Source organism: Enterococcus sp. S183_ASV_20 (genome assembly GCF_018919685.1).
GTDB lineage: Bacteria > Bacillota > Bacilli > Lactobacillales > Enterococcaceae > Enterococcus > Enterococcus faecalis.
In genome coordinates this window covers 27,475-45,973 of sequence record NZ_JAHLRI010000001.1, presented here as the reverse complement: position 1 = coordinate 45,973, position 18,499 = coordinate 27,475, and the positions used below count along the sequence as shown (strand labels likewise).

The 18,499-nt window shown below is 38.0% G+C and carries 19 protein-coding genes and 2 riboswitches; of the genes, 18 read left to right on the top strand and 1 reads right to left on the bottom strand.

The features are described from left to right. Positions 1 to 119: 119 nt before the first annotated feature. Genes xerC through KQI94_RS00195 form a run of 5 tightly spaced genes read left to right on the top strand, consistent with a single transcriptional unit; the run spans position 120 to position 4,726 of the window. Positions 120 to 1,019 (top strand): tyrosine recombinase XerC, encoded by a 900-nt coding sequence (xerC, locus tag KQI94_RS00215; RefSeq protein ID WP_002357488.1) that lies wholly within the window; start codon positions 120 to 122, stop codon positions 1,017 to 1,019. A 28-nt stretch (positions 1,020 to 1,047) separates the two neighbouring features. Further along, a complete protein-coding gene (gene hslV, locus KQI94_RS00210) occupies positions 1,048 to 1,596 on the top strand; it encodes an HslU--HslV peptidase proteolytic subunit (RefSeq protein ID WP_002357489.1) in 549 nt (182 codons plus the stop codon). A gap of 14 nt (positions 1,597 to 1,610) precedes the next feature. Continuing rightward, a complete protein-coding gene (gene hslU / locus KQI94_RS00205; protein ID WP_002360239.1) occupies positions 1,611 to 3,014 on the top strand; it encodes an ATP-dependent protease ATPase subunit HslU in 1,404 nt (467 codons plus the stop codon). Between the two features lie 20 nt (positions 3,015 to 3,034). After that, positions 3,035 to 3,817, top strand: coding sequence for a GTP-sensing pleiotropic transcriptional regulator CodY (gene codY, locus KQI94_RS00200; RefSeq protein ID WP_002357492.1), 783 nt, complete (start codon positions 3,035 to 3,037; stop codon positions 3,815 to 3,817). A gap of 33 nt (positions 3,818 to 3,850) precedes the next feature. Next, positions 3,851 to 4,726 carry an aldose 1-epimerase family protein gene (locus tag KQI94_RS00195; RefSeq protein ID WP_002390651.1) on the top strand — a complete coding sequence of 292 codons (876 nt, stop codon included), beginning with the start codon at positions 3,851 to 3,853 and terminating at the stop codon, positions 4,724 to 4,726. A gap of 41 nt (positions 4,727 to 4,767) precedes the next feature. Here KQI94_RS00195 and plsY read toward each other — a convergent pair whose 3' ends face one another. Continuing rightward, positions 4,768 to 5,397: a glycerol-3-phosphate 1-O-acyltransferase PlsY gene (gene plsY, locus KQI94_RS00190; RefSeq protein WP_002360243.1), complete on the bottom strand. Its 630-nt coding sequence runs from the start codon at positions 5,395 to 5,397 to the stop codon at positions 4,768 to 4,770. 194 nt (positions 5,398 to 5,591) lie between these two features. After that, positions 5,592 to 5,763, top strand: a riboswitch (cobalamin riboswitch). 117 nt (positions 5,764 to 5,880) lie between these two features. On the opposite strand from plsY, the gene KQI94_RS00185 reads away from it, so the two are divergent. From KQI94_RS00185 to eutL, 13 genes are all read left to right on the top strand, one after another. Continuing rightward, on the top strand, positions 5,881 to 6,909 hold the full coding sequence (locus tag KQI94_RS00185; protein ID WP_002390650.1) for an ABC transporter substrate-binding protein: 1,029 nt from the start codon (positions 5,881 to 5,883) through the stop codon (positions 6,907 to 6,909). Next, the gene (locus tag KQI94_RS00180; protein WP_002361862.1) at positions 6,902 to 7,909 is read left to right on the top strand and encodes an iron ABC transporter permease; all 1,008 of its coding nucleotides are present in this window, start codon (positions 6,902 to 6,904) and stop codon (positions 7,907 to 7,909) included. Before KQI94_RS00185 ends, KQI94_RS00180 begins: the two co-directional genes overlap by 8 nt. Beyond that, a complete protein-coding gene (locus tag KQI94_RS00175; protein WP_002357498.1) occupies positions 7,906 to 8,673 on the top strand; it encodes an ABC transporter ATP-binding protein in 768 nt (255 codons plus the stop codon). The genes KQI94_RS00180 and KQI94_RS00175 overlap by 4 nt, the downstream gene beginning before the upstream one ends. Before the next feature lie 141 nt (positions 8,674 to 8,814). Then, positions 8,815 to 9,258: a EutP/PduV family microcompartment system protein gene (locus tag KQI94_RS00170; protein ID WP_002365687.1), complete on the top strand. Its 444-nt coding sequence runs from the start codon at positions 8,815 to 8,817 to the stop codon at positions 9,256 to 9,258. Further along, entirely contained in the window at positions 9,255 to 9,836 is a 582-nt protein-coding gene (locus KQI94_RS00165; protein WP_002369359.1) for a cob(I)yrinic acid a,c-diamide adenosyltransferase, read from the top strand. Before KQI94_RS00170 ends, KQI94_RS00165 begins: the two co-directional genes overlap by 4 nt. 44 nt (positions 9,837 to 9,880) lie before the next feature. Next, a riboswitch (adenosylcobalamin (AdoCbl) riboswitch) is annotated at positions 9,881 to 10,030 on the top strand. A 292-nt stretch (positions 10,031 to 10,322) separates the two neighbouring features. Then, complete coding sequence (locus KQI94_RS00160) at positions 10,323 to 11,453, top strand: 1-propanol dehydrogenase PduQ (protein ID WP_002369360.1); 1,131 nt, start codon at positions 10,323 to 10,325, stop codon at positions 11,451 to 11,453. Positions 11,454 to 11,612: 159 nt separating this feature from the next. Further along, positions 11,613 to 11,960 (top strand): BMC domain-containing protein, encoded by a 348-nt coding sequence (locus tag KQI94_RS00155; RefSeq protein ID WP_002345864.1) that lies wholly within the window; start codon positions 11,613 to 11,615, stop codon positions 11,958 to 11,960. A gap of 27 nt (positions 11,961 to 11,987) precedes the next feature. Continuing rightward, a complete protein-coding gene (locus tag KQI94_RS00150; RefSeq protein ID WP_002357503.1) occupies positions 11,988 to 12,560 on the top strand; it encodes a response regulator in 573 nt (190 codons plus the stop codon). Continuing rightward, the gene (locus KQI94_RS00145) at positions 12,561 to 13,994 is read left to right on the top strand and encodes a sensor histidine kinase (protein WP_002357504.1); all 1,434 of its coding nucleotides are present in this window, start codon (positions 12,561 to 12,563) and stop codon (positions 13,992 to 13,994) included. It begins immediately after the preceding gene. A 66-nt stretch (positions 13,995 to 14,060) separates the two neighbouring features. Next, a complete protein-coding gene (gene eutA, locus KQI94_RS00140; protein ID WP_002390646.1) occupies positions 14,061 to 15,509 on the top strand; it encodes an ethanolamine ammonia-lyase reactivating factor EutA in 1,449 nt (482 codons plus the stop codon). A gap of 17 nt (positions 15,510 to 15,526) precedes the next feature. Beyond that, on the top strand, positions 15,527 to 16,891 hold the full coding sequence (locus tag KQI94_RS00135) for an ethanolamine ammonia-lyase subunit EutB (protein WP_002369361.1): 1,365 nt from the start codon (positions 15,527 to 15,529) through the stop codon (positions 16,889 to 16,891). Positions 16,892 to 16,908: 17 nt separating this feature from the next. Next, entirely contained in the window at positions 16,909 to 17,820 is a 912-nt protein-coding gene (eutC, locus tag KQI94_RS00130; protein WP_002363986.1) for an ethanolamine ammonia-lyase subunit EutC, read from the top strand. A gap of 13 nt (positions 17,821 to 17,833) precedes the next feature. Beyond that, on the top strand, positions 17,834 to 18,487 hold the full coding sequence (gene eutL / locus KQI94_RS00125; protein ID WP_002357509.1) for an ethanolamine utilization microcompartment protein EutL: 654 nt from the start codon (positions 17,834 to 17,836) through the stop codon (positions 18,485 to 18,487). The last annotated feature ends 12 nt before the right edge of the window (positions 18,488 to 18,499 follow it).

Here is an 18,499-nt window from a genome sequence, read left to right as displayed (position 1 = left end):
AAAGAATAGTTAAAATTGTGAACATATTTAGAAATATTGATTAAATTCTGACAACTTAATTGTCTTTTGAAAAAGGTTATGCTAAAGTTACTTTGTAATCGAATGAGGAGGGCTATCACATGGAAGAAAAGAATTGGCCTGAGTTATTTGCTCGTTATCTTATTGTCGAAAGAGGCTATTCAGAAAAAACAAAAAAAGCATATCAAGAAGATATACAACATTTTTTTTCGTTTTTAAAGACTTCAGGTAATGACAATTATTTGACTGTGGAACATTTGGATGTTCGGGCTTATTTGAGCGAATTATATGATCAGGAATATAGCCGCAATTCGATTAGTCGAAAAATTGCCAGTTTGCGTTCTTTTTATCAATTCTTATTAAAAAATGAAGCAATCCAAGAGAATCCTTTTTCCTATGTTCATATGAAAAAGAAACAGTTACGGTTGCCCCGTTTTTTTTATGAAAAAGAAATGGATGCATTATTTGAGAGCGCACAAGGGGAGCAACCGCTTGATTTGAGAAATCAAGCATTACTAGAAGTTCTGTATGGGACTGGTATTCGGGTCAGTGAATGTGCGAACTTAACGGTGGACGCAGTTGACTTTCAAGCTTCTGTTTTATTGGTTCACGGAAAAGGAAATAAAGACCGTTATGTGCCTTTTGGTTCATTTGCACAAGACGCCTTAAAGGATTACTTAGAGAATGGCCGCGCGCTATTAATGACAAAATATCAAAAAAAACATCCGTATGTCTTTGTTAATCATCATGGTGAACAAATCACGCCAACAGGGATTGAATATGTCTTAAACCAACTAATTAAAAAAAGTTCATTAAATGCGGAAATTCATCCCCACATGTTACGCCATACATTTGCGACACATTTATTAAATAATGGCGCCGATATGCGGACAGTTCAAGAATTATTAGGACATGCTAATTTATCAACAACTCAGATATATGCGCATGTGACAAAAGAAAGTTTACAAAAAAATTATCGAACGTTTCATCCTCGTGCATAATGGAGGTAAACGTCTAGGAGGAACAATAATGGTTGAATCACAATTTCACTCTACAACAATTTGTGCAGTTGAAAAAGATGGAAAATTTGCAATGGCTGGTGACGGCCAAGTAACAATGGGCGAATCTGTCGTTATGAAAGGTACGGCCAAAAAAGTGCGCCGTATTTACAATGATGAAGTCGTTGTCGGTTTTGCAGGAAGTGTGGCAGATGCCTTTACATTAGAAGAAAAGTTTGAAGGAAAATTAAATGAATACAACGGAAACTTAACGAGAGCTGCGGTTGAGTTAGCCCAAGAGTGGCGTACACAACAGTCTATGCAAAAATTAGAAGCTATGCTGATTGTGATGAATAAGGAAGAAATGCTCTTAGTTTCAGGAACTGGGGAAGTCATCACACCAGACGATGGTATTTTAGCAATTGGTTCAGGCGGTAATTTTGCTTTGTCCGCTGCAAGAGCCATGAAAAACTTTGGCGATAAAGAAATGCCAGCGAAAGAGATTGCTAAAAATGCCTTAAATATTGCTGCAGATATCTGTGTATTTACGAATCATAATATCATTGTAGAAGAATTATAAGCGAGGGAAAATCCATGAATGAATTAAACAAAACACCAAAAGAAATAGTCAAAGAACTAGATCAATATATTGTTGGACAGCAAGCTGCCAAAAAATCAGTGGCGGTAGCTTTACGTAACCGCTATCGTCGCTTGCAATTAGAAGAAAATATGCAACAAGATATTACGCCTAAAAACTTACTAATGATTGGACCAACAGGTGTTGGTAAAACTGAGATTGCTCGTCGTCTCGCAAAAATTGTCAATGCGCCTTTTGTAAAAGTTGAAGCAACCAAATTTACAGAAGTAGGCTATGTTGGTCGGGATGTCGAATCAATGGTGCGGGATTTAGTAGAAAATGCGATCCAAATTGTTGAAAAACAACAATACAGTCGCGTGTATGCGCAAGCATTAAAAAAGGCCAATCAACGTTTAGTCAAAGTATTAGTGCCTGGAATTAAAAAAGAACAAAAACAGGCTGGCGGTAATCAATTTGAACAAATGATGAACATGTTTAACATGGCTCAGCAACAGCAAGAAGCACAAGAAGAAGTAACGGAAGATATTCGAACGAATCGCCGAACAATTTTGGAACAGCTGGAAAAAGGTCTATTAGATAATCGTGAAGTAACAATTGAAATTGAAGAACCGAAGAAAACGATGCCAGCTATGAACAATGGCCTAGAACAAATGGGTATCGACTTAAATGAAACGTTAGGCGCTCTGTCACCAAAGAAAAAAATCGAACGTACTGTAACGGTGAAAGAAGCACAAGAATTATTAGTGAAAGAAGAATCAGCAAAAATTGTCAATGACGCTGATATTCATAGTGAAGCGATTCGTTTAGCTGAATCAAGCGGAATTATTTTTATCGATGAGATTGATAAAATCACCTCTAAAAGTCAACAAAATTCGGGCGAAGTCTCTCGTGAAGGAGTACAAAGAGACATTTTACCGATTGTTGAAGGCTCCCAAGTTAACACGAAGTATGGTCCTTTACAAACGGATCACATTTTATTTATCGCTTCAGGTGCTTTCCACTTGTCAAAACCAAGTGACTTGATTCCAGAATTACAAGGCCGCTTCCCAATTCGAGTTGAATTAGATGATTTAACGGCGGATGACTTCGTAAGTATCTTAACTGAGCCAAATAATGCTTTAATTAAACAATATGTAGCATTAATCGGTACAGAAAATGTTTCAGTCATCTTTACAAAAGAAGCAATTGAACGGTTAGCACACATCGCTTATGATGTAAACCGTGATACAGATAATATTGGGGCGCGTCGTTTACACACAATTTTAGAACGTTTATTAGAAGATTTATTATATGAAGCACCAGATATGCAAATGGGTGAAATTACGATTACCGAAGCATATGTCAATGAAAAATTGAATGACATTGTTCAAAATGAAGATTTAAGTCGTTACATCTTATAAAAAAGGCTGGAGGAGAAAAGATGGCTACATTATTAGAAAAAACACGTCAAGTGAACGAGCTTTTGCAAAAAAATAATTTGTTTGACGTACAAGCAGAACTTCCGTACAACAAAATGGCAATGATTTTAGGGGATATTTTAGAAAGTAATGCGTATATTATTAGCAGTTCAGGGGATTTGTTGGGGTATACTGAAAAATTAGATGTTAATAATGCCCGTATCAAAAATATGTTTAAAGAGAAAAAATTTCCTCAAGGATACACCGAGGCCGTGGATATGCTCAAAGTAACCGAAGCCAATATTCCAATAGACAGTGATTTAACTGCATTTCCTTTTGAATCACGAGAGCTGTATCCGTTTGGGTTAACCACTATTGTGCCTTTGTACGGTGCTGGCAAACGCTTGGGTACGATTATTTTAGCGCGTGTTGAAAAATCCTTTAACGAGGATGATTTAGTGTTAGCTGAATATAGTGCGACCGTTGTCGGCATGCAAATTTTGTATCATCAATCCAGAACAATTGAAGCAGAAGTTCGCAGTGCGACTGCCGTGCAAATGGCCATCAACACTCTTTCCTATAGTGAATTAAAAGCCGTCCATGCTATTTTTGAAGCCTTAGATGGCGAAGAAGGTCGTTTAACCGCTTCAAGTATTGCAGACGAAATAGGCATTACTCGTTCCGTAATTGTGAATGCCTTAAGAAAATTAGAATCAGCTGGAATTATTGAATCACGTTCTCTTGGTATGAAAGGGACTTATTTAAAAGTATTAAATCAACAATTTATTAAAGAGTTGGAAAAATAAGCAATAGCTCGTATCAACTAGGAGGACAACGCAATGACTGTACAAATTGAAAATGAATTTCTAATCGCAACATTTGCTGAAGAAGGAGCAGAATTAGTAAGTTTACAATCAAAAGAAACCGGCATTGAATATATTTGGCAAGGAAATCCTGAATTTTGGGCCCGCCATGCGCCCGTACTTTTTCCGATTGTCGGTCGTCTAAAAGAAGATACGTATATGTACCAAAATCAAGCGTATCATTTAACTCAACATGGTTTTGCTCGTGATCAAGTATTTGATGTGATTGAAAAAGGTGGAGAAGAAGTTTCTTTTTCACTAAAATCAACAAAAGCAACCAAGAAGAAGTATCCTTTTGATTTTGAACTAGTGATTACTTATACATTAGAACATCAAGAATTGACTGTAAACTACCAAGTAGAAAACACAGGGAAAGAAGAGATGTATTTTGGGATTGGTGGTCATCCCGCCTTTAATGTACCTTTAGAATCTTCACTAACGTTTGAAGATTATTATCTAAGTTTTTCACCTAAAAAATCACGGACACAGATTCCCTTAGCAGGCCCGTTTATTGATTTAGCGAATAAAACGCTAGCCCAAACGAATACCAGCTTTGACTTAACGCATCAATTATTTGAAAATGATGCAATGATTTTTGAAACAAAAGGTCAAACAGCAATTACGATTGCCACAGACGAAAGTGACCATCAAGTCACTTTGAGTTATCCAGAAATGCCTTTTGTGGGGATTTGGTCACCGACACCGAAAGAAGCGCCTTTTGTCTGTATCGAACCTTGGTGCGGGATTGCTGATGCTGTCGACGCAACTGGCCAACTTGCTGAAAAATTTGGCATCAATAAGTTACCAGCTAACGAACTATTTAAAACACAGTATATGATTAGTGTAAAATAAAGAAAAAGGCTGTGAACATTATTTGTTCACAGCCTTTTTCTTTATTTTTTTGCACGTAAGCCAAAAGAAAGGCGACTTTCTGTTCCATTTTTAATTCGCTGAATGTTTTCACGATGACGGACAAAGATAAAAGTAGTCAAAGCAATCGCAATCACGGTTAATAACCAGTTAAATGTTGGTAAAATTGCTGGGACAGTGAAAGGCAAAATAATAGTAGAAAGTGTAATTAGTACAGCGCTAATCATACTTGTTAAACTCACCATACTGGTTAGATACAGACAAATCACAAAAATAAGAGCAGAATAAATAAAAAATGTGGGGCTGTATGCTAATAACATGCCAGCGCTAGTGGCTACGGCTTTACCACCTTTGAAATTGGCAAAAATAGGGAAGGTATGCCCTAAAACAGCTGCTACCCCAAAGAAGAGCGGATTCACGCCTTGTAAACCAAACAAATAGGGTAATGAAGTGGCTAACGTTCCTTTCAAGATATCCATTAATAATACCGTAATTCCGGCAGGTTTCCCTAAGACACGAAATGTATTGGTTGTTCCTGTATTCCCACTCCCAAATTGGCGTATATCTTTTTTAAAGAAAAGTTTACCAATCCAAACACCTGAGGGAATCGAACCTAATAAATAGGCAACAAGTAACAAAATGACGATTTTCATCAAGTTAACCTCTTTCTTATTCAAACTAGGATTTATTTTATCATGAATAGAAAAACGGAACAACGTCTAATAACTAAAACAAGAAAAGTTTTTCTTTTGCTTGAGGAAGCGTTGACAAATGGTTGATAACCGTTATAATAAATGTGTGTCATTAGACAAAGACGTCTAATCACTGGTTTGAAAATTAGTTATCAACGAAGATACAATATATATGTACTTATGAAGTGTCAGGGAAAGAGGTGCGAATCCTCTACAGACCTACCTACTGTATGGTGGATGAAACCAATAAGACCACAGATTATTCTGGAAGGATTGGGAGTAAGAAGAAGCTAAGTCAGGATACCGGCTTGATAAGTCTAATCATTCTTTTGTAGGAAAAAGAAGGGGCTTTGAAGATAACTGGCTGAGTATATCATTAGCATAGTTAAGTGACTGCTTTTTTTCTATTGGAGAAAAAAGTGGTTTTTTTGTATTGTTTTGACGTTGAGACAAAGGAGGTTCATTTCAGAAAATTTTCCCCAAAATAAAATAGACGAATGCGAGGATGAAAAAATGAAAAAATTTACTTTAACAATGATGACTTTAGGTTTAGTAGCAACACTTGGCTTAGCAGGGTGTGGTAAACAGGAAAAGAAAGCAACTACCTCTTCTGAAAAAACAGAAGTAACGTTACCAACCAAAGACCGTAGCGGCAAAGAAATTACTTTACCCAAAGAGGCAACCAAAATTATTTCCCTAGTGCCATCAACAACAGAAGTGATTGAAGACTTAGGTAAAACCGATCAATTAATCGCAGTTGATACTCAAAGTAGCACAATGATGACTGATTTAAAAAAATTACCACAAATGGATATGATGGCTGTCGATGCAGAAAAATTGATTGCCTTGAAACCACAAATTGTTTATGTGAATGACATCAATTTAGCTAGCTCAGAAAGTGTTTGGAAACAAGTGGAAGATGCTGGAATTACAGTCGTTAATATCCCCACTAGTACAAGTATCAAAACAATCAAAGAAGACGTCCAATTCATCGCGGATAGCTTATCCGAACATGAAAAAGGACAAAAGTTAATCAAAATAATGGATCAAGAAATCGACGAAGTAGCGAAAATTGGGAAAACTATTAAAAAACCAAAAACTGTTTTGTTTGAAGTGGCTGCCTTACCAGACATTTATAGTTTTGGTAATGGGACATTTTTAAATGAAATGATTGAAACAATTGGGGCAAAAAATGTTTTGGCAAATGAAAAAGGCTGGTTACCAGTGACAGAAGAAGCGGCCATTGCTGCAAAACCAGAAGTCATTTTAACCAATGTTAACTATATGAAAGATCCCGCCAAAGAAATTTTAGCTCGTAAAAACTGGGAAAGCGTTCCTGCAGTTCAAAACAAAGAAGTTTTCGAAATCGATAACATGTCTAGCTCTTTACCAAATAACCACATTACCAAAGCATTAAAACAAATGGCAAAAGCTGTTTATCCAGAGGAATATAAGGATTTAAAAGATGAGTAAAAAAACGTGTCTCATACTGATGCTCTTGATCAGTATGAGCATGCTCTTTTTGGGTATTAAAATTGGAAGTGTTCAGATTTCGTTAACGGATTTGCTTCAAATTTTAGTGAAAAAGACGGTTTCAGAAGACGGGATTTTAGAGGGAATCATCTGGAATGTTCGGTTACCGCGTGTCGTGATGGCCTATCTCGTGGGCGCAGGCTTAGCAGTAAGTGGCACGGTGATGCAATCACTCTTAGGTAATCCTTTAGCTTCTTCGTATACTTTGGGTGTATCAGCGGGAGCATCCTTAGGCGCTGCGTTAATCATGGTAACTGGAGTAACTGCTTCGATCTTAGGGGCATTTTTATTGCCTTTAACTGGTTTTATCTTTGGCTTAGCAACGGTCTTTTTAGTTTTGTTATTTACGCAAACAATGGATAGTCAAATGTCCAATCAAACAGTTGTTTTAGTGGGAATGATTATGACCTTATTTGTCGGTGCTATTTTGACGTTGATTACAGCACTTTTCCAAGATTATTTGAAACAATTAGTCTTTTGGCAAATGGGTAGTTTTTCTGGCAGTAATTGGCAAAAAATTGCTATTTATTGTCCAATCTTGCTTGTCAGCAGTCTGTTTCTTTGGTTTGATGCCAACGCATTGGATGTTCTCGGTTTAGGAGAAGAACATGCGATGTTAGCGGGAGTAGAAGTCAAAACAGCAAAACTACGCATTATTCTTTTGGCTAGTTTATTAGCAGGAAGTGCGGTTTCATTTGTCGGTGTGATTGGTTTTGTTGATTTAATAGCACCACATATTGTCCGTCGCTATTTAGGGGCGACTCATCGCTGGCTGATTCCCGGTTCGGCAATTTTAGGTGGGACCATCATGGTAATAGGGGACACAATTGCTCGCACGATTTTATCACCAAGAGAAATTCCCATCGGGGCCGTAACAGCCTTGATTGGAGCGCCATTCTTCTTGTATATTTACTTTAAAAAAAGGGGCGTTGCTGCATGATTGAATTAAAAAAAACAGCTGTAACACTCCAACAAACCCCCATTTTAAAAGATATTTCCCTCGTTTTTCCGACAGGTAGTAAAACTTGTATTTTAGGTCCAAATGGTTGCGGTAAAACGACACTTTTAAAAACGATTGCCGGACTTGTCCCTTATAGTGGTTCTGTTTTAATTGATGGTCAAGAAGTTCATGGACAAAAGCGGAAGGAATTGGCAACGAAAGTAGCGATGATGAGTCAATTCACGACAGTTGCTTTTGATTATACGGTTTACGAAACAGTTTTGATGGGGGCGTATCGACAACAAGCACAACGTTTTTTACCTATTGTTTCTAAACAAGAAAAAGAACGAGTCCTTTATTATTTAGAACGCACGGGTTTATTGCCTTTAAAAGATAAAGTTGTCAATCAGCTTTCAGGAGGACAACAACAACGAGTATTTTTGGCTAAATTATTTGTACAAGATCCAGAAATTATTTTATTGGATGAACCCAATAATCATTTGGATATTCGGTATCAACAAGAATTGATTCAGCAGTTAAATGAGTGGAGTGCGCAAGAAGGGAAAACGTTAATCGGGGTGTTTCATGATATCCGTTTAGCGTTAACGCTAAGTGAAAAAATTGTGTTTATGAAGCAAGGGAAAGTGGCCGCGCAAGGTGATTTTCAAACGTTGGCTTCCAAAGAATTTTTACAAACAATTTTTGAAACAGATATTGTCTCCTATTTTCAGAAACAACATAAAGTTTGGGAAACTATTCAATAATTTTGACAAGTTTTTTGGAAACAGGTAACATAAAGGCAAAGAATCAGAAACACAATGGCGTGTTTTAACAAATCGGCAAAGGAGCCCAAGACTAAGTACGTGATGGTACTTGCTTTGGGCTCCTTTTTTATGGAGGTAGCGATGAAACGAATCATTTTAATGGGAGCTATCGGTTGTGGCAAAACCACGTTATGTCAAGCTCTGCAAGGCAAAGAATTAATTTATGATAAAACACAGGCGGTGGAATTTCATACAGAAATGATTGATACACCAGGCGAGTTTATTTTGCATCGACAATATTATAATGCGTTAAACGTCACAGCGGCAGAAGCAGATGTGATCGGTTTGGTTCAAAGTGCTGTAGAAACACAACAAGTTTTTTCACCAGGATTTGGTAGTATTTTCCCGAAAGAAATCATTGGTATTTTAACCAAGATTGATTTAGCACAAGATTCTCAGCAGTTAGATATTGTTCGGCAACAATTAAAAAGTGCGGGTGCAACAAGAATTTTTGAAATTTCTTCTGTTGAAAAAATTGGCTTGCAAGAATTAGTAGATTATTTAGAGGAGGATGAAGCAGAATGAAAATTTATACAAAAACTGGCGATAAGGGAATGACGAAATTAGTCGGCAGCTCAACCGTCGCTAAGGATTCTGATCGAGTTGAAAGTTATGGAACGATTGATGAATTGAATTCTTGGGTCGGCTACATTATCAGCCAACTTCCACAAGAAAATCAAGAAATTAAAGAAGAACTAGAAGCTTTACAACATTTACTTTTTGATGCGGGAACAGATTTGTCAACACCGATTGAAGCACAACGACCATTTAAATTACAAAAGGAAAGTGTGCATTGGCTAGAACAGCGGATTGATTTCTACACTGCACAATCACCAGATATTGATCGTTTTATTTTACCTGGCGGAACCTCAGCAGCCAGTATGGTTCATGTTGCTCGGACGATTGCACGGCGCGCAGAACGCATCATTGTGCGTTTAAATTGGACAGCCAAAATTAACGAAGAGGTATTAATTTTTACCAATCGTTTATCAGATTATTTTTATGCGTTGGCTCGCTATTTAAATGTTCAAGCACAACGAACTGATGTTTTTTATGAACGAAGCGAAAAGGTTTTCCATAAAATTAAAGAAGATGGATTGTAAACAGTTGCTTTTCTAAAAAACTTATGGTAAATTTCAGATAGATTAAACGAATATTTTATGAAAAATATGAATGGAAGCCAGTGAGAATCTGGCACGGTCCCGCCACTGTGAAGAAGCAAGGTTGCTTTTAAGTCAGGTCTTTTCATTTTTTCATTATTGGGCATGCTGTTTCGAGGCAAAACAGGATGTTTCTTAACAACGCTTGTGTTGAAAATCCAGCCCAAGATATTTGTATTAATCCAATTAATGGCACGAGGAAGTGCTTTTGGGAATTTTGGGCTGGTCTTTCAATGTTGAAGGAGATTTCAGGTACAATGACGTACTGCTATATTCCCTTTTTTTATTGACAATTAATTAAAGGCGTTGTACTCTATGGATAAGGTTTCGTGTACAATGGCGTATACATAAGGAAGCAAAGACGCTTCAGACAGATGATTTTTCGTTTGTTTGAAGTGTCTTTTTGTATTTTATTAAGGAGGAATTGAGATGAGAACAATTCATTTCCCTACCGAACTATGGGTAGGAGAAGGCGCATTAGCCAATTTGGAAACACTTCATGATAGACGTGTTTTCATTGTCACAGATCCATTCATGGTTGATTCTGGATTTGTGAATGAAGTGACAAAGCATTTAACAAAAAGTGAATGGCAAATTTTTAGTGACATCATCCCCGATCCACCAATTGATAAGATTGCTGCGGGAATTAAGCAGTTAGCGGCATTTCAAGGAGATACGATATTAGCTTTAGGTGGGGGATCCGCTATTGATGCGGCCAAAGCAATGAAATTTTTTGGCAAACGTACTTTGCAAACTCAGATTGCTGAGTTTATTGCGGTTCCTACAACTAGTGGAACTGGTTCAGAAGTTACGAATTTTTCAGTGATTACGGTTGCTGAAACTGGTACCAAAATCCCGCTTGTAACGGATGAAATTCAACCAGAAATTGCGATTTTAGATACAAATTTAGTGATGAGTGTCCCACCAAAAATCACAGCGGATACAGGAATGGACGTCTTAACGCATGTTATTGAAGCGTATGTTTCAACAGAAGCAAATCCGATTTCAGATGCGTTGTGCGAAAAAGTCGTTCGCCTGGTATTCGACAATTTAGAAATAGCCTTTAATGAGGGTAGCAACCAACAAGCCCGTGAAAATATGCATTTAGCTTCATGTATGGCAGGGATGGCGTTTAATGTTACTTCATTAGGCTTGAATCACGGCATTGCTCATGCGGCCGGTGCGCGTTTACATGTGCCACATGGACGAATGAATGCGATGCTCTTACCGGAAGTCATTGCATATAACAGTGGCTTAGCGAATGGCAAAGTCACCAACGAACCAACAGCTAAACGTTATGCGCAGTTAGCAAATTGTCTAAATGATACACAGACAACCAATGCACGGATTGGTGTTCAACAATTTATTCGACAAATCAAGCAACTCCGTCAAAAATTAAACATGCCTGCCACTTTTAGTGACTATGGTTTACCAAAAGAAGAAGTCCAAGCTGCGATCCCAAAAATAGCTGAAGGCGCATTGATGGATGGTTGCACCAAAACAAATCCTGTCCAACCAACAGCAGCAGAAGTGACAAAAATTTTAAATTCTATCTTATAAGCGATTGACAGGATGAAATCGATAACATATAATGTGGGTAGCACAACGGCGTGCTTCAAAATTTAAGAGCAAAGAAGCTCCTTAGTAGAAAGCGAAAGTGGAACCTTTACGTTTTTTATTGAGGATTTTTTATTTGCTAAATTAAAGGAGCGAGTCTGGTTGGAAGAAAAACAACGAATGATTCAAGAATATGTTCCTGGGAAACAAGTAACGTTAGCCCACATCATTGCTAGTCCTAATAAAGAAATTTATACAAAATTAGGATTGCCAGAAGGCACCAGCAATGCACTAGGTATTTTGACAATCACTCCGAGCGAAGCGGCAATTATCGCTGTTGATATTGCGACTAAAAGCGGAGATATCCAAATCGGTTTTATTGATCGTTTTTCTGGATCGGTAGTCATTTCTGGTGACGTAAGCTCAGTGGAAGCAGCCTTACAAGCGGTGATTGAAGGTTTACAACAGATTTTAAACTTTTCTGTAACTTGTAAAATTACCAGAACATAGCGTTGAAAGGACAAGGGCGTGAAGAAAATGGATGGACGAATTGTAATAGTCGATGATGAACCTATTACGAGACTCGATATTCGTGATATTGTGATAGAAGCAGGGTACGAAGTAGTCGGTGAAGCAGCTGATGGTTTTGAAGCAATTGAAGTATGTAAAAAAACACAACCTGACCTAGTATTAATGGACATTCAAATGCCAATTTTAGATGGTCTAAAAGCAGGTAAAAAAATTGTTCAAGACCAACTAGCCAGTAGTATTGTCTTTTTATCTGCATACAGTGACGTACAAAATACGGACAAGGCTAAAAAATTAGGCGCACTGGGTTATTTAGTTAAACCTCTAGATGAAAAATCATTAATACCTACAATTGAAATGAGCATTGAACGAGGCAAACAAACGCAGCTGTTACTGAATCAAATCGATAAATTAAGTTTAAAATTAGAAGAACGTAAAATTATCGAAAAAGCCAAAGGTATTCTTGTAAAAGAAAATCATATATCGGAAGAAGAAGCCTACCAAATGTTGCGTACGTTAAGTATGAACAAACGCGCACGTATGAGTGAAATTGCAGAATTGATTGTAATGGATGATGAATAAATGAAACGATTAGAGCAATTATGTCACCAATATACCAATCTTTCAGAATCAGACATTAAAGAATTACAACGTACAGCACGTTATCTTTCTTCGACGACACTCTATCAAAGTGCAGATGTTTTTATTGATGTGTATAAGGAAATGTCACAGCAAGCACTAGTCGTTTATCATAAGCCGCCTGCGAAGACAACTTCTTTATATAGCGGAGATGTCGTCGGGATGGAAGCTTTATTAAAAAATGAACCTGGTGTTCTGCGTACCATGCAGACTAGCTTAAATAGCATTGGTTTGTTAGCAGTGACTCAGGAAAATCGTTTGATTAAGCAAAATATCTATCCCATTCGCAATGAACATCGAACGATTGGTGTCATTATTGTCGAGATTGCGGCAGATGAAGAGATTCAAGCGGACTTACAAAAAGAGGAGCTAAATAACTGCCAGTTAGCAAAAGTAGCGAAATCAACTAGTCAAGTCGATGCGTTATTTATTGATCAATTGGCAGAAGCCGTTTTGATTTTTGATGCGGCGGGTCACTTATTAATTACCAATCACAATGCACAAGAGCTTTATCGCAAACTTGGTTATCGGGACAATATCATTGGAATGAGCTATGACAATTTGTCCATCGATTATACAACTTTTGAATATGTGTTGTATCAAATGAAATATAAAATGAGTAATCAACCAATTGAAAGCAAAACGACCTACCTTAATTATTATTTTAAGGTTCGGAAAGTGTGGTTGGCATCAGAAGAACAACTGATTATGATTATTCAAGACAATACAGAATTTAAAGAAAAAGAAGCGGAAATTATTTCCAAATCTGTTGCGATTCGTGAAATTCATCATCGTGTTAAAAATAACTTGCAATCGGTGGTTTCCTTATTGCGTATTCAAGAACGGCGAACGCAAAGCCCCGAAGCAAAGAAAGTCCTTCATGAAAGTGTCAATCGAATTATGGCAATTGCAGCCACCCATGAATTGCTGTCAAAACAAGTCAAAGATGACGTTGCTTTACGGCAAACATTGGAAGCAGTGATGTATAATTTTAGACATCTTTTTCAAGGCGCACAACCCATTGAGATGATGATGGATGTTGATCCAGCCATTATGGTTTCTAGCGAACAAATGGTCACCATTTCCCTTGTTGTCAACGAACTATTACAAAACATTTTTGATCATGCATTTGAGCCACAAACAAGTGGCGTTGTTAAACTTAGTGGAACATTAGATAATAAAATGATTACCATTACTGTTACAGATAATGGTAAAGGCTATGACGTTCATCAAAGTAACGAGACCAGTTTAGGTTTGATGATTGTCAAAAGCTACGTAAAAGATAAATTAAAAGGAAAAATTACAATTGAATCCAATAAACAGGGAACTAAAACCTGTTTCTATTTCGAACAGAACACCAGTGATGTTGTTCATTGATTAAGCAAAGGCGCTTAAAGAAAAGTAGAAAGAAATTTTCTAACGATTCTTTAAGTGCCTTTTTGTATGCAAAAGGAGGCGAGTCAGGCGATGTCGAAGGAAACACTTTTAACCGTAGGGATTGATTTAGGGACGTCTACAACCCAATTAGTCTTGTCAGAATTAACTGTTGAAAATTTTGCCTCTGCGTTTACAGTACCACGTATCAGCATTTCTGATAAAAAAGTCATTTACCGAAGTGACATTATCTTTACACCCTTACTTAACCAATCAGAAATTGATGCAGAACCTATCAAAGCGTTTGTAGCGGAGCAATATCGCCAAGCAGGCATTCATAAACAAGATATTCAAATGGGTGCGGTAATTATCACAGGTGAAACTGCTCGAAAAAGCAATGCCAACAATGTGCTACGAGCACTTAGTGGCTATGCAGGTGATTTTGTCGTTGCTACGGCTGGTCCTGATTTAGAAAGTATCATTGCCGGGAAAGGCGCTGGTGCTCAAACTTATTCTGAAACGAAACGCAAACCGGTGGTTAATTTAGACATTGGTGGGGGAACGACAAATTTAGCTGTCTTTAAAGATGGCGAAGTGATTGACACGGCTTGTTTTGACATTGGCGGACGCTTAATTAAATTAGATCAACAACAAAAAATCACCTATATAGCTCCGAAGATTCAAGAAATTATAAATAAAAAAGGGCTAACCTTGCACCTTGGTGACCAAGCCACCGAACAAAACTTACTGCCAATTATTTCGGAATTAGTTGCCGTGTTAGAAAATAGCATTGGCTTGGGGACACAAAGTCCGTTCTACCAGTTATTAGTAACCAACCATCCACTACGAAAAGGTGGGGAATTACCAATTGTAACATTTTCTGGTGGTGTGGCTGATTGCTTAAATACGACAAGTACGAATCTCTTTAAATATGGGGACATCGGCTTACTTTTAGGGAAATACTTGAGAAAGTCACTGATTTTTTCGGAAAAAGAAGTCTTAGAAAGCGCAGAAACAATCCGAGCGACGGTCGTCGGAGCAGGTTCACACACTGCTGAAATTAGCGGAAGCACGATCGCTTACCGTGAGCAAATTTTGCCGGTAAAAAATATCCCAATTCTAAAATTAGCGCAAGAGGATGAAACCCTTACTGTGACAGAATTAGGCCAGCGAATCCAAGAAAAACTCAATTGGCATCGTATTGAAGAAACACCCCAGATTGCCCTAGCAATTAGAGGCATGAGCAATCCAACATTTGCTGATATTCAACGCTATGGTCAAGGGATTGTGGAAGGATTAGCTAGTTTAGTTGCTGAACAAATTCCCATTATTGTTATGGTGGATGAAGACATGGCGAAAGCTTTAGGGCATGCCTTAAGTGCCCATCTGCCAAAAGACTATCCGTTTATCTGTCTTGATTCGGTCAAAGTAGAAAACGGTGATTATGTAGATATCGGTTTACCAGTGGCAGAAGGAGCCGTCCTTCCAGTCATTGTTAAGACCTTAGTATTTAATTAAAAAGGAGCGACACAAAGATGATTTTAAAAACCAAACTATTTGGCAAAGTCTATCAATTTACATCCGTTAAAGAAGTCTTAGCCAAAGCCAATGAAGAAAAGTCTGGCGACAAGTTAGCTGGCGTAGCTGCTAATTCGGCCGAAGAACGCGTGGCAGCAAAAGTCGTTTTATCGGAATTGTCCTTAAATGACTTGTTTAACAATCCCGTTGTTGATTATGACGAAGACGAAGTGACACGCATTATTATTGACCAAGTCAATATGCGAATTTTTGAAAGTATTAAACATTGGACAGTCGCAGAATTACGCGAATTTATCTTATCTTCGGAAACAACCGATTTTGATATCAAACGAATTTCCCGTGGACTCACTTCTGAAATGATTGCTGCTGTCTGTAAATTAATGTCCAACATGGATCTAATTGTTGGCGCAAAAAAAATCAATATTGAAAAAACCGCCAACACAACGATTGGCCGTCCCGGAACTTTTTCGAATCGTTTACAGCCGAACCATCCAACCGATAATGTCGATGGCATTATGGCATCAGTTATGGAAGGTCTTTCTTATGGCGCCGGTGATGCGTTAATTGGTTTGAATCCTGTTGATGATTCTACAGAAAGTGTTAAACGGATTTTAAACAAATTTGAAGAGTTCCGCAGCGAATGGGAAATTCCAACACAAACTTGCGTGCTTGCTCACGTAACGACACAAATGGAAGCCATGCGTCAAGGCGCGCCAACTGGCTTAGTCTTTCAATCCATCGCTGGTTCAGAAAAAGGGAACACAGCATTTGGTTTAAATGCAGAAATTTTAGCTGAAGCACAAGATTTAGCGCTTCACAGTGGTCAAGCAACTGGTCCTAATGTGATGTATTTTGAAACAGGTCAAGGCTCAGAACTTTCTTCTGAAGCGAACTTTGGCGCAGACCAAGTCACAATGGAAGCGCGTTGTTATGGCTTAGCCAAAAAATTTGATCCGTATATTGTAAATACCGTTGTCGGCTTTATTGGACCAGAATATCTTTACGATTCAAAACAAGTCATCCGCGCTGGTTTAGAAGATCATTTCATGGGCAAATTAACTGGAATTTCAATGGGTTGTGATGTCTGCTACACCAACCATATGAAAGCTGATCAAAATGATATGGAAAACTTAGCAATGTTATTAGCAACAGCTGATTGTACGTATATCATGGGGATTCCTCATGGCGATGATGTCATGTTAAATTATCAAACAACTGGGTTCCATGAAACTGCGACGATTCGTGAAACATTAGGCTTACGTCCAATTAAAGAATTTGAAGAATGGATGGAAAAAATGGGCTTAATGGAAAACGGAAAATTAACAAGTCGCGCTGGCGATGCATCTGTATTTATTAAATAAACGAGGTGAGAATACAAATGAACGAAAAAGAATTAAAAGAAATGATTGCCGGAATTTTAACAGAAATGGTCGCTGACAATCAAGCGGTTTCGACTGCCACTGTGACTGCTGAAGAAAAACCAGTCACAACACACGTCACTGAAACGACAGAAATTGAAGAAGGCCTAATTCCTGACATTACTGAAGTAGATTTACGTAAACAATTACTATTGAAAAATGCCGTAGATCCTGAAGCACTATTAAAAATGAAAGCTTTCTCGCCAGCTCGTTTAGGCGTTGGTCGTGCAGGGACGCGTTATATGACTAGTTCAACATTACGTTTCCGAGCGGACCATGCGGCAGCACAAGATGCGGTCTTTTCAGACGTAAGCGAAGACTTGGTAAAAGAAATGAATTTTATTTCTACAAAAACAATCTGTAACAGTAAAGATGAATATTTAACACGTCCAGATTATGGTCGTCAATTTGATGAAGAAAATAGTGAAATCATTCGGAAAAATACGACACCAAAAGCCAAAATCCAAATGGTCGTAGGGGATGGCCTTAGTTCAGCTGCTATCGAAGCGAATATTAAAGAAGTCCTACCAGCAATTAAACAAGGATTAAACATGTACAACTTAGATTTCGACAATGTAGTTTTTGTTAAATATTGTCGCGTGCCAGCAATGGATAAAATTGGTGAAATCACTGACGCTGATGTTGTTTGCTTGCTAGTTGGCGAACGTCCTGGTTTAGTAACAGCTGAATCTATGAGTGCCTACATTGCTTACAAACCAACTGTCGGTATGCCAGAAGCCCGGCGGACAGTTATTTCAAATATTCACAAAGGTGGGACACCGGCTGTTGAAGCAGGGGCCTACATTGCCGAAATTATCAAAAAAATGTTAGACAAGAAAAAATCTGGTATTGATTTAAAAGAAGCTGAATAAAGGAGGATTTCTCATGAAAAATGATCGTCTAGGCGCAAATGTCCTAAGTATGAAAGTCATTCCCAATGTCGATCCGGCATTAGCAAAAGAATTATCATTGAAACCAGAACATCGCTCATTAGGAATTGTTACTTCCGATTGTGATGATGTCACTTATGTTGCATTAGATGAAGCAACCAAAGCCGCCGATGTTACTGTAGTTTACGGTAAAAGTATGTATGCTGGCGCAGCAAATGCTTCAACCAAATTAGCCGGTGAAGTGATAGGCATTATTGCTGGTCCGAGTCCTGCCGAAGTCAATAGTGGCTTGAGTGTCATTACGCAAGTCATTGAAGAAGAAGCCAGCTTCTATAGTGCTAACGAAGATGACAGCATTGTTTATTTTGCACATGTAGTGTCAAGAACGGGTAGCTTTTTATCTGAACAAGCGAATATTCCTGAAGGTGAAGCGATTGCTTATCTGATTGCACCACCGCTAGAAGCAATGGTTGGTTTAGATGCAGCAATGAAAGCTGCCGATGTTCAAATGGGTGTCTTTTATGGCCCACCTTCTGAAACGAACTTTGGCGGTGCCTTATTGACAGGTAGTCAATCTGCATGTAAAGCTGCTTGCAGTGCGTTTGAACAAGTCATTCAAAATATCGCTGACAATCCGTTGAGTTATTAAGGATGTGACCTG

Excerpts from the sequence above, each read along its gene's own strand:
- xerC (WP_002357488.1), top strand. The coding sequence starts at position 120 with ATGGAAGAAAAGAATTGGCCTGAGTTATTTGCTCGTTATCTTATTGTC.
- hslV (WP_002357489.1), top strand. The coding sequence starts at position 1,048 with ATGGTTGAATCACAATTTCACTCTACAACAATTTGTGCAGTTGAAAAA.
- hslU (WP_002360239.1), top strand. The coding sequence starts at position 1,611 with ATGAATGAATTAAACAAAACACCAAAAGAAATAGTCAAAGAACTAGAT.
- codY (WP_002357492.1), top strand. The coding sequence starts at position 3,035 with ATGGCTACATTATTAGAAAAAACACGTCAAGTGAACGAGCTTTTGCAA.
- KQI94_RS00195 (WP_002390651.1), top strand. The coding sequence starts at position 3,851 with ATGACTGTACAAATTGAAAATGAATTTCTAATCGCAACATTTGCTGAA.
- plsY (WP_002360243.1), bottom strand. The coding sequence starts at position 5,397 with ATGAAAATCGTCATTTTGTTACTTGTTGCCTATTTATTAGGTTCGATT.
- KQI94_RS00180 (WP_002361862.1), top strand. The coding sequence starts at position 6,902 with ATGAGTAAAAAAACGTGTCTCATACTGATGCTCTTGATCAGTATGAGC.
- KQI94_RS00175 (WP_002357498.1), top strand. The coding sequence starts at position 7,906 with ATGATTGAATTAAAAAAAACAGCTGTAACACTCCAACAAACCCCCATT.
- KQI94_RS00170 (WP_002365687.1), top strand. The coding sequence starts at position 8,815 with ATGAAACGAATCATTTTAATGGGAGCTATCGGTTGTGGCAAAACCACG.
- KQI94_RS00165 (WP_002369359.1), top strand. The coding sequence starts at position 9,255 with ATGAAAATTTATACAAAAACTGGCGATAAGGGAATGACGAAATTAGTC.
- KQI94_RS00160 (WP_002369360.1), top strand. The coding sequence starts at position 10,323 with ATGAGAACAATTCATTTCCCTACCGAACTATGGGTAGGAGAAGGCGCA.
- KQI94_RS00150 (WP_002357503.1), top strand. The coding sequence starts at position 11,988 with ATGGATGGACGAATTGTAATAGTCGATGATGAACCTATTACGAGACTC.
- KQI94_RS00145 (WP_002357504.1), top strand. The coding sequence starts at position 12,561 with ATGAAACGATTAGAGCAATTATGTCACCAATATACCAATCTTTCAGAA.
- eutA (WP_002390646.1), top strand. The coding sequence starts at position 14,061 with ATGCAAAAGGAGGCGAGTCAGGCGATGTCGAAGGAAACACTTTTAACC.
- KQI94_RS00135 (WP_002369361.1), top strand. The coding sequence starts at position 15,527 with ATGATTTTAAAAACCAAACTATTTGGCAAAGTCTATCAATTTACATCC.
- eutC (WP_002363986.1), top strand. The coding sequence starts at position 16,909 with ATGAACGAAAAAGAATTAAAAGAAATGATTGCCGGAATTTTAACAGAA.
- eutL (WP_002357509.1), top strand. The coding sequence starts at position 17,834 with ATGAAAAATGATCGTCTAGGCGCAAATGTCCTAAGTATGAAAGTCATT.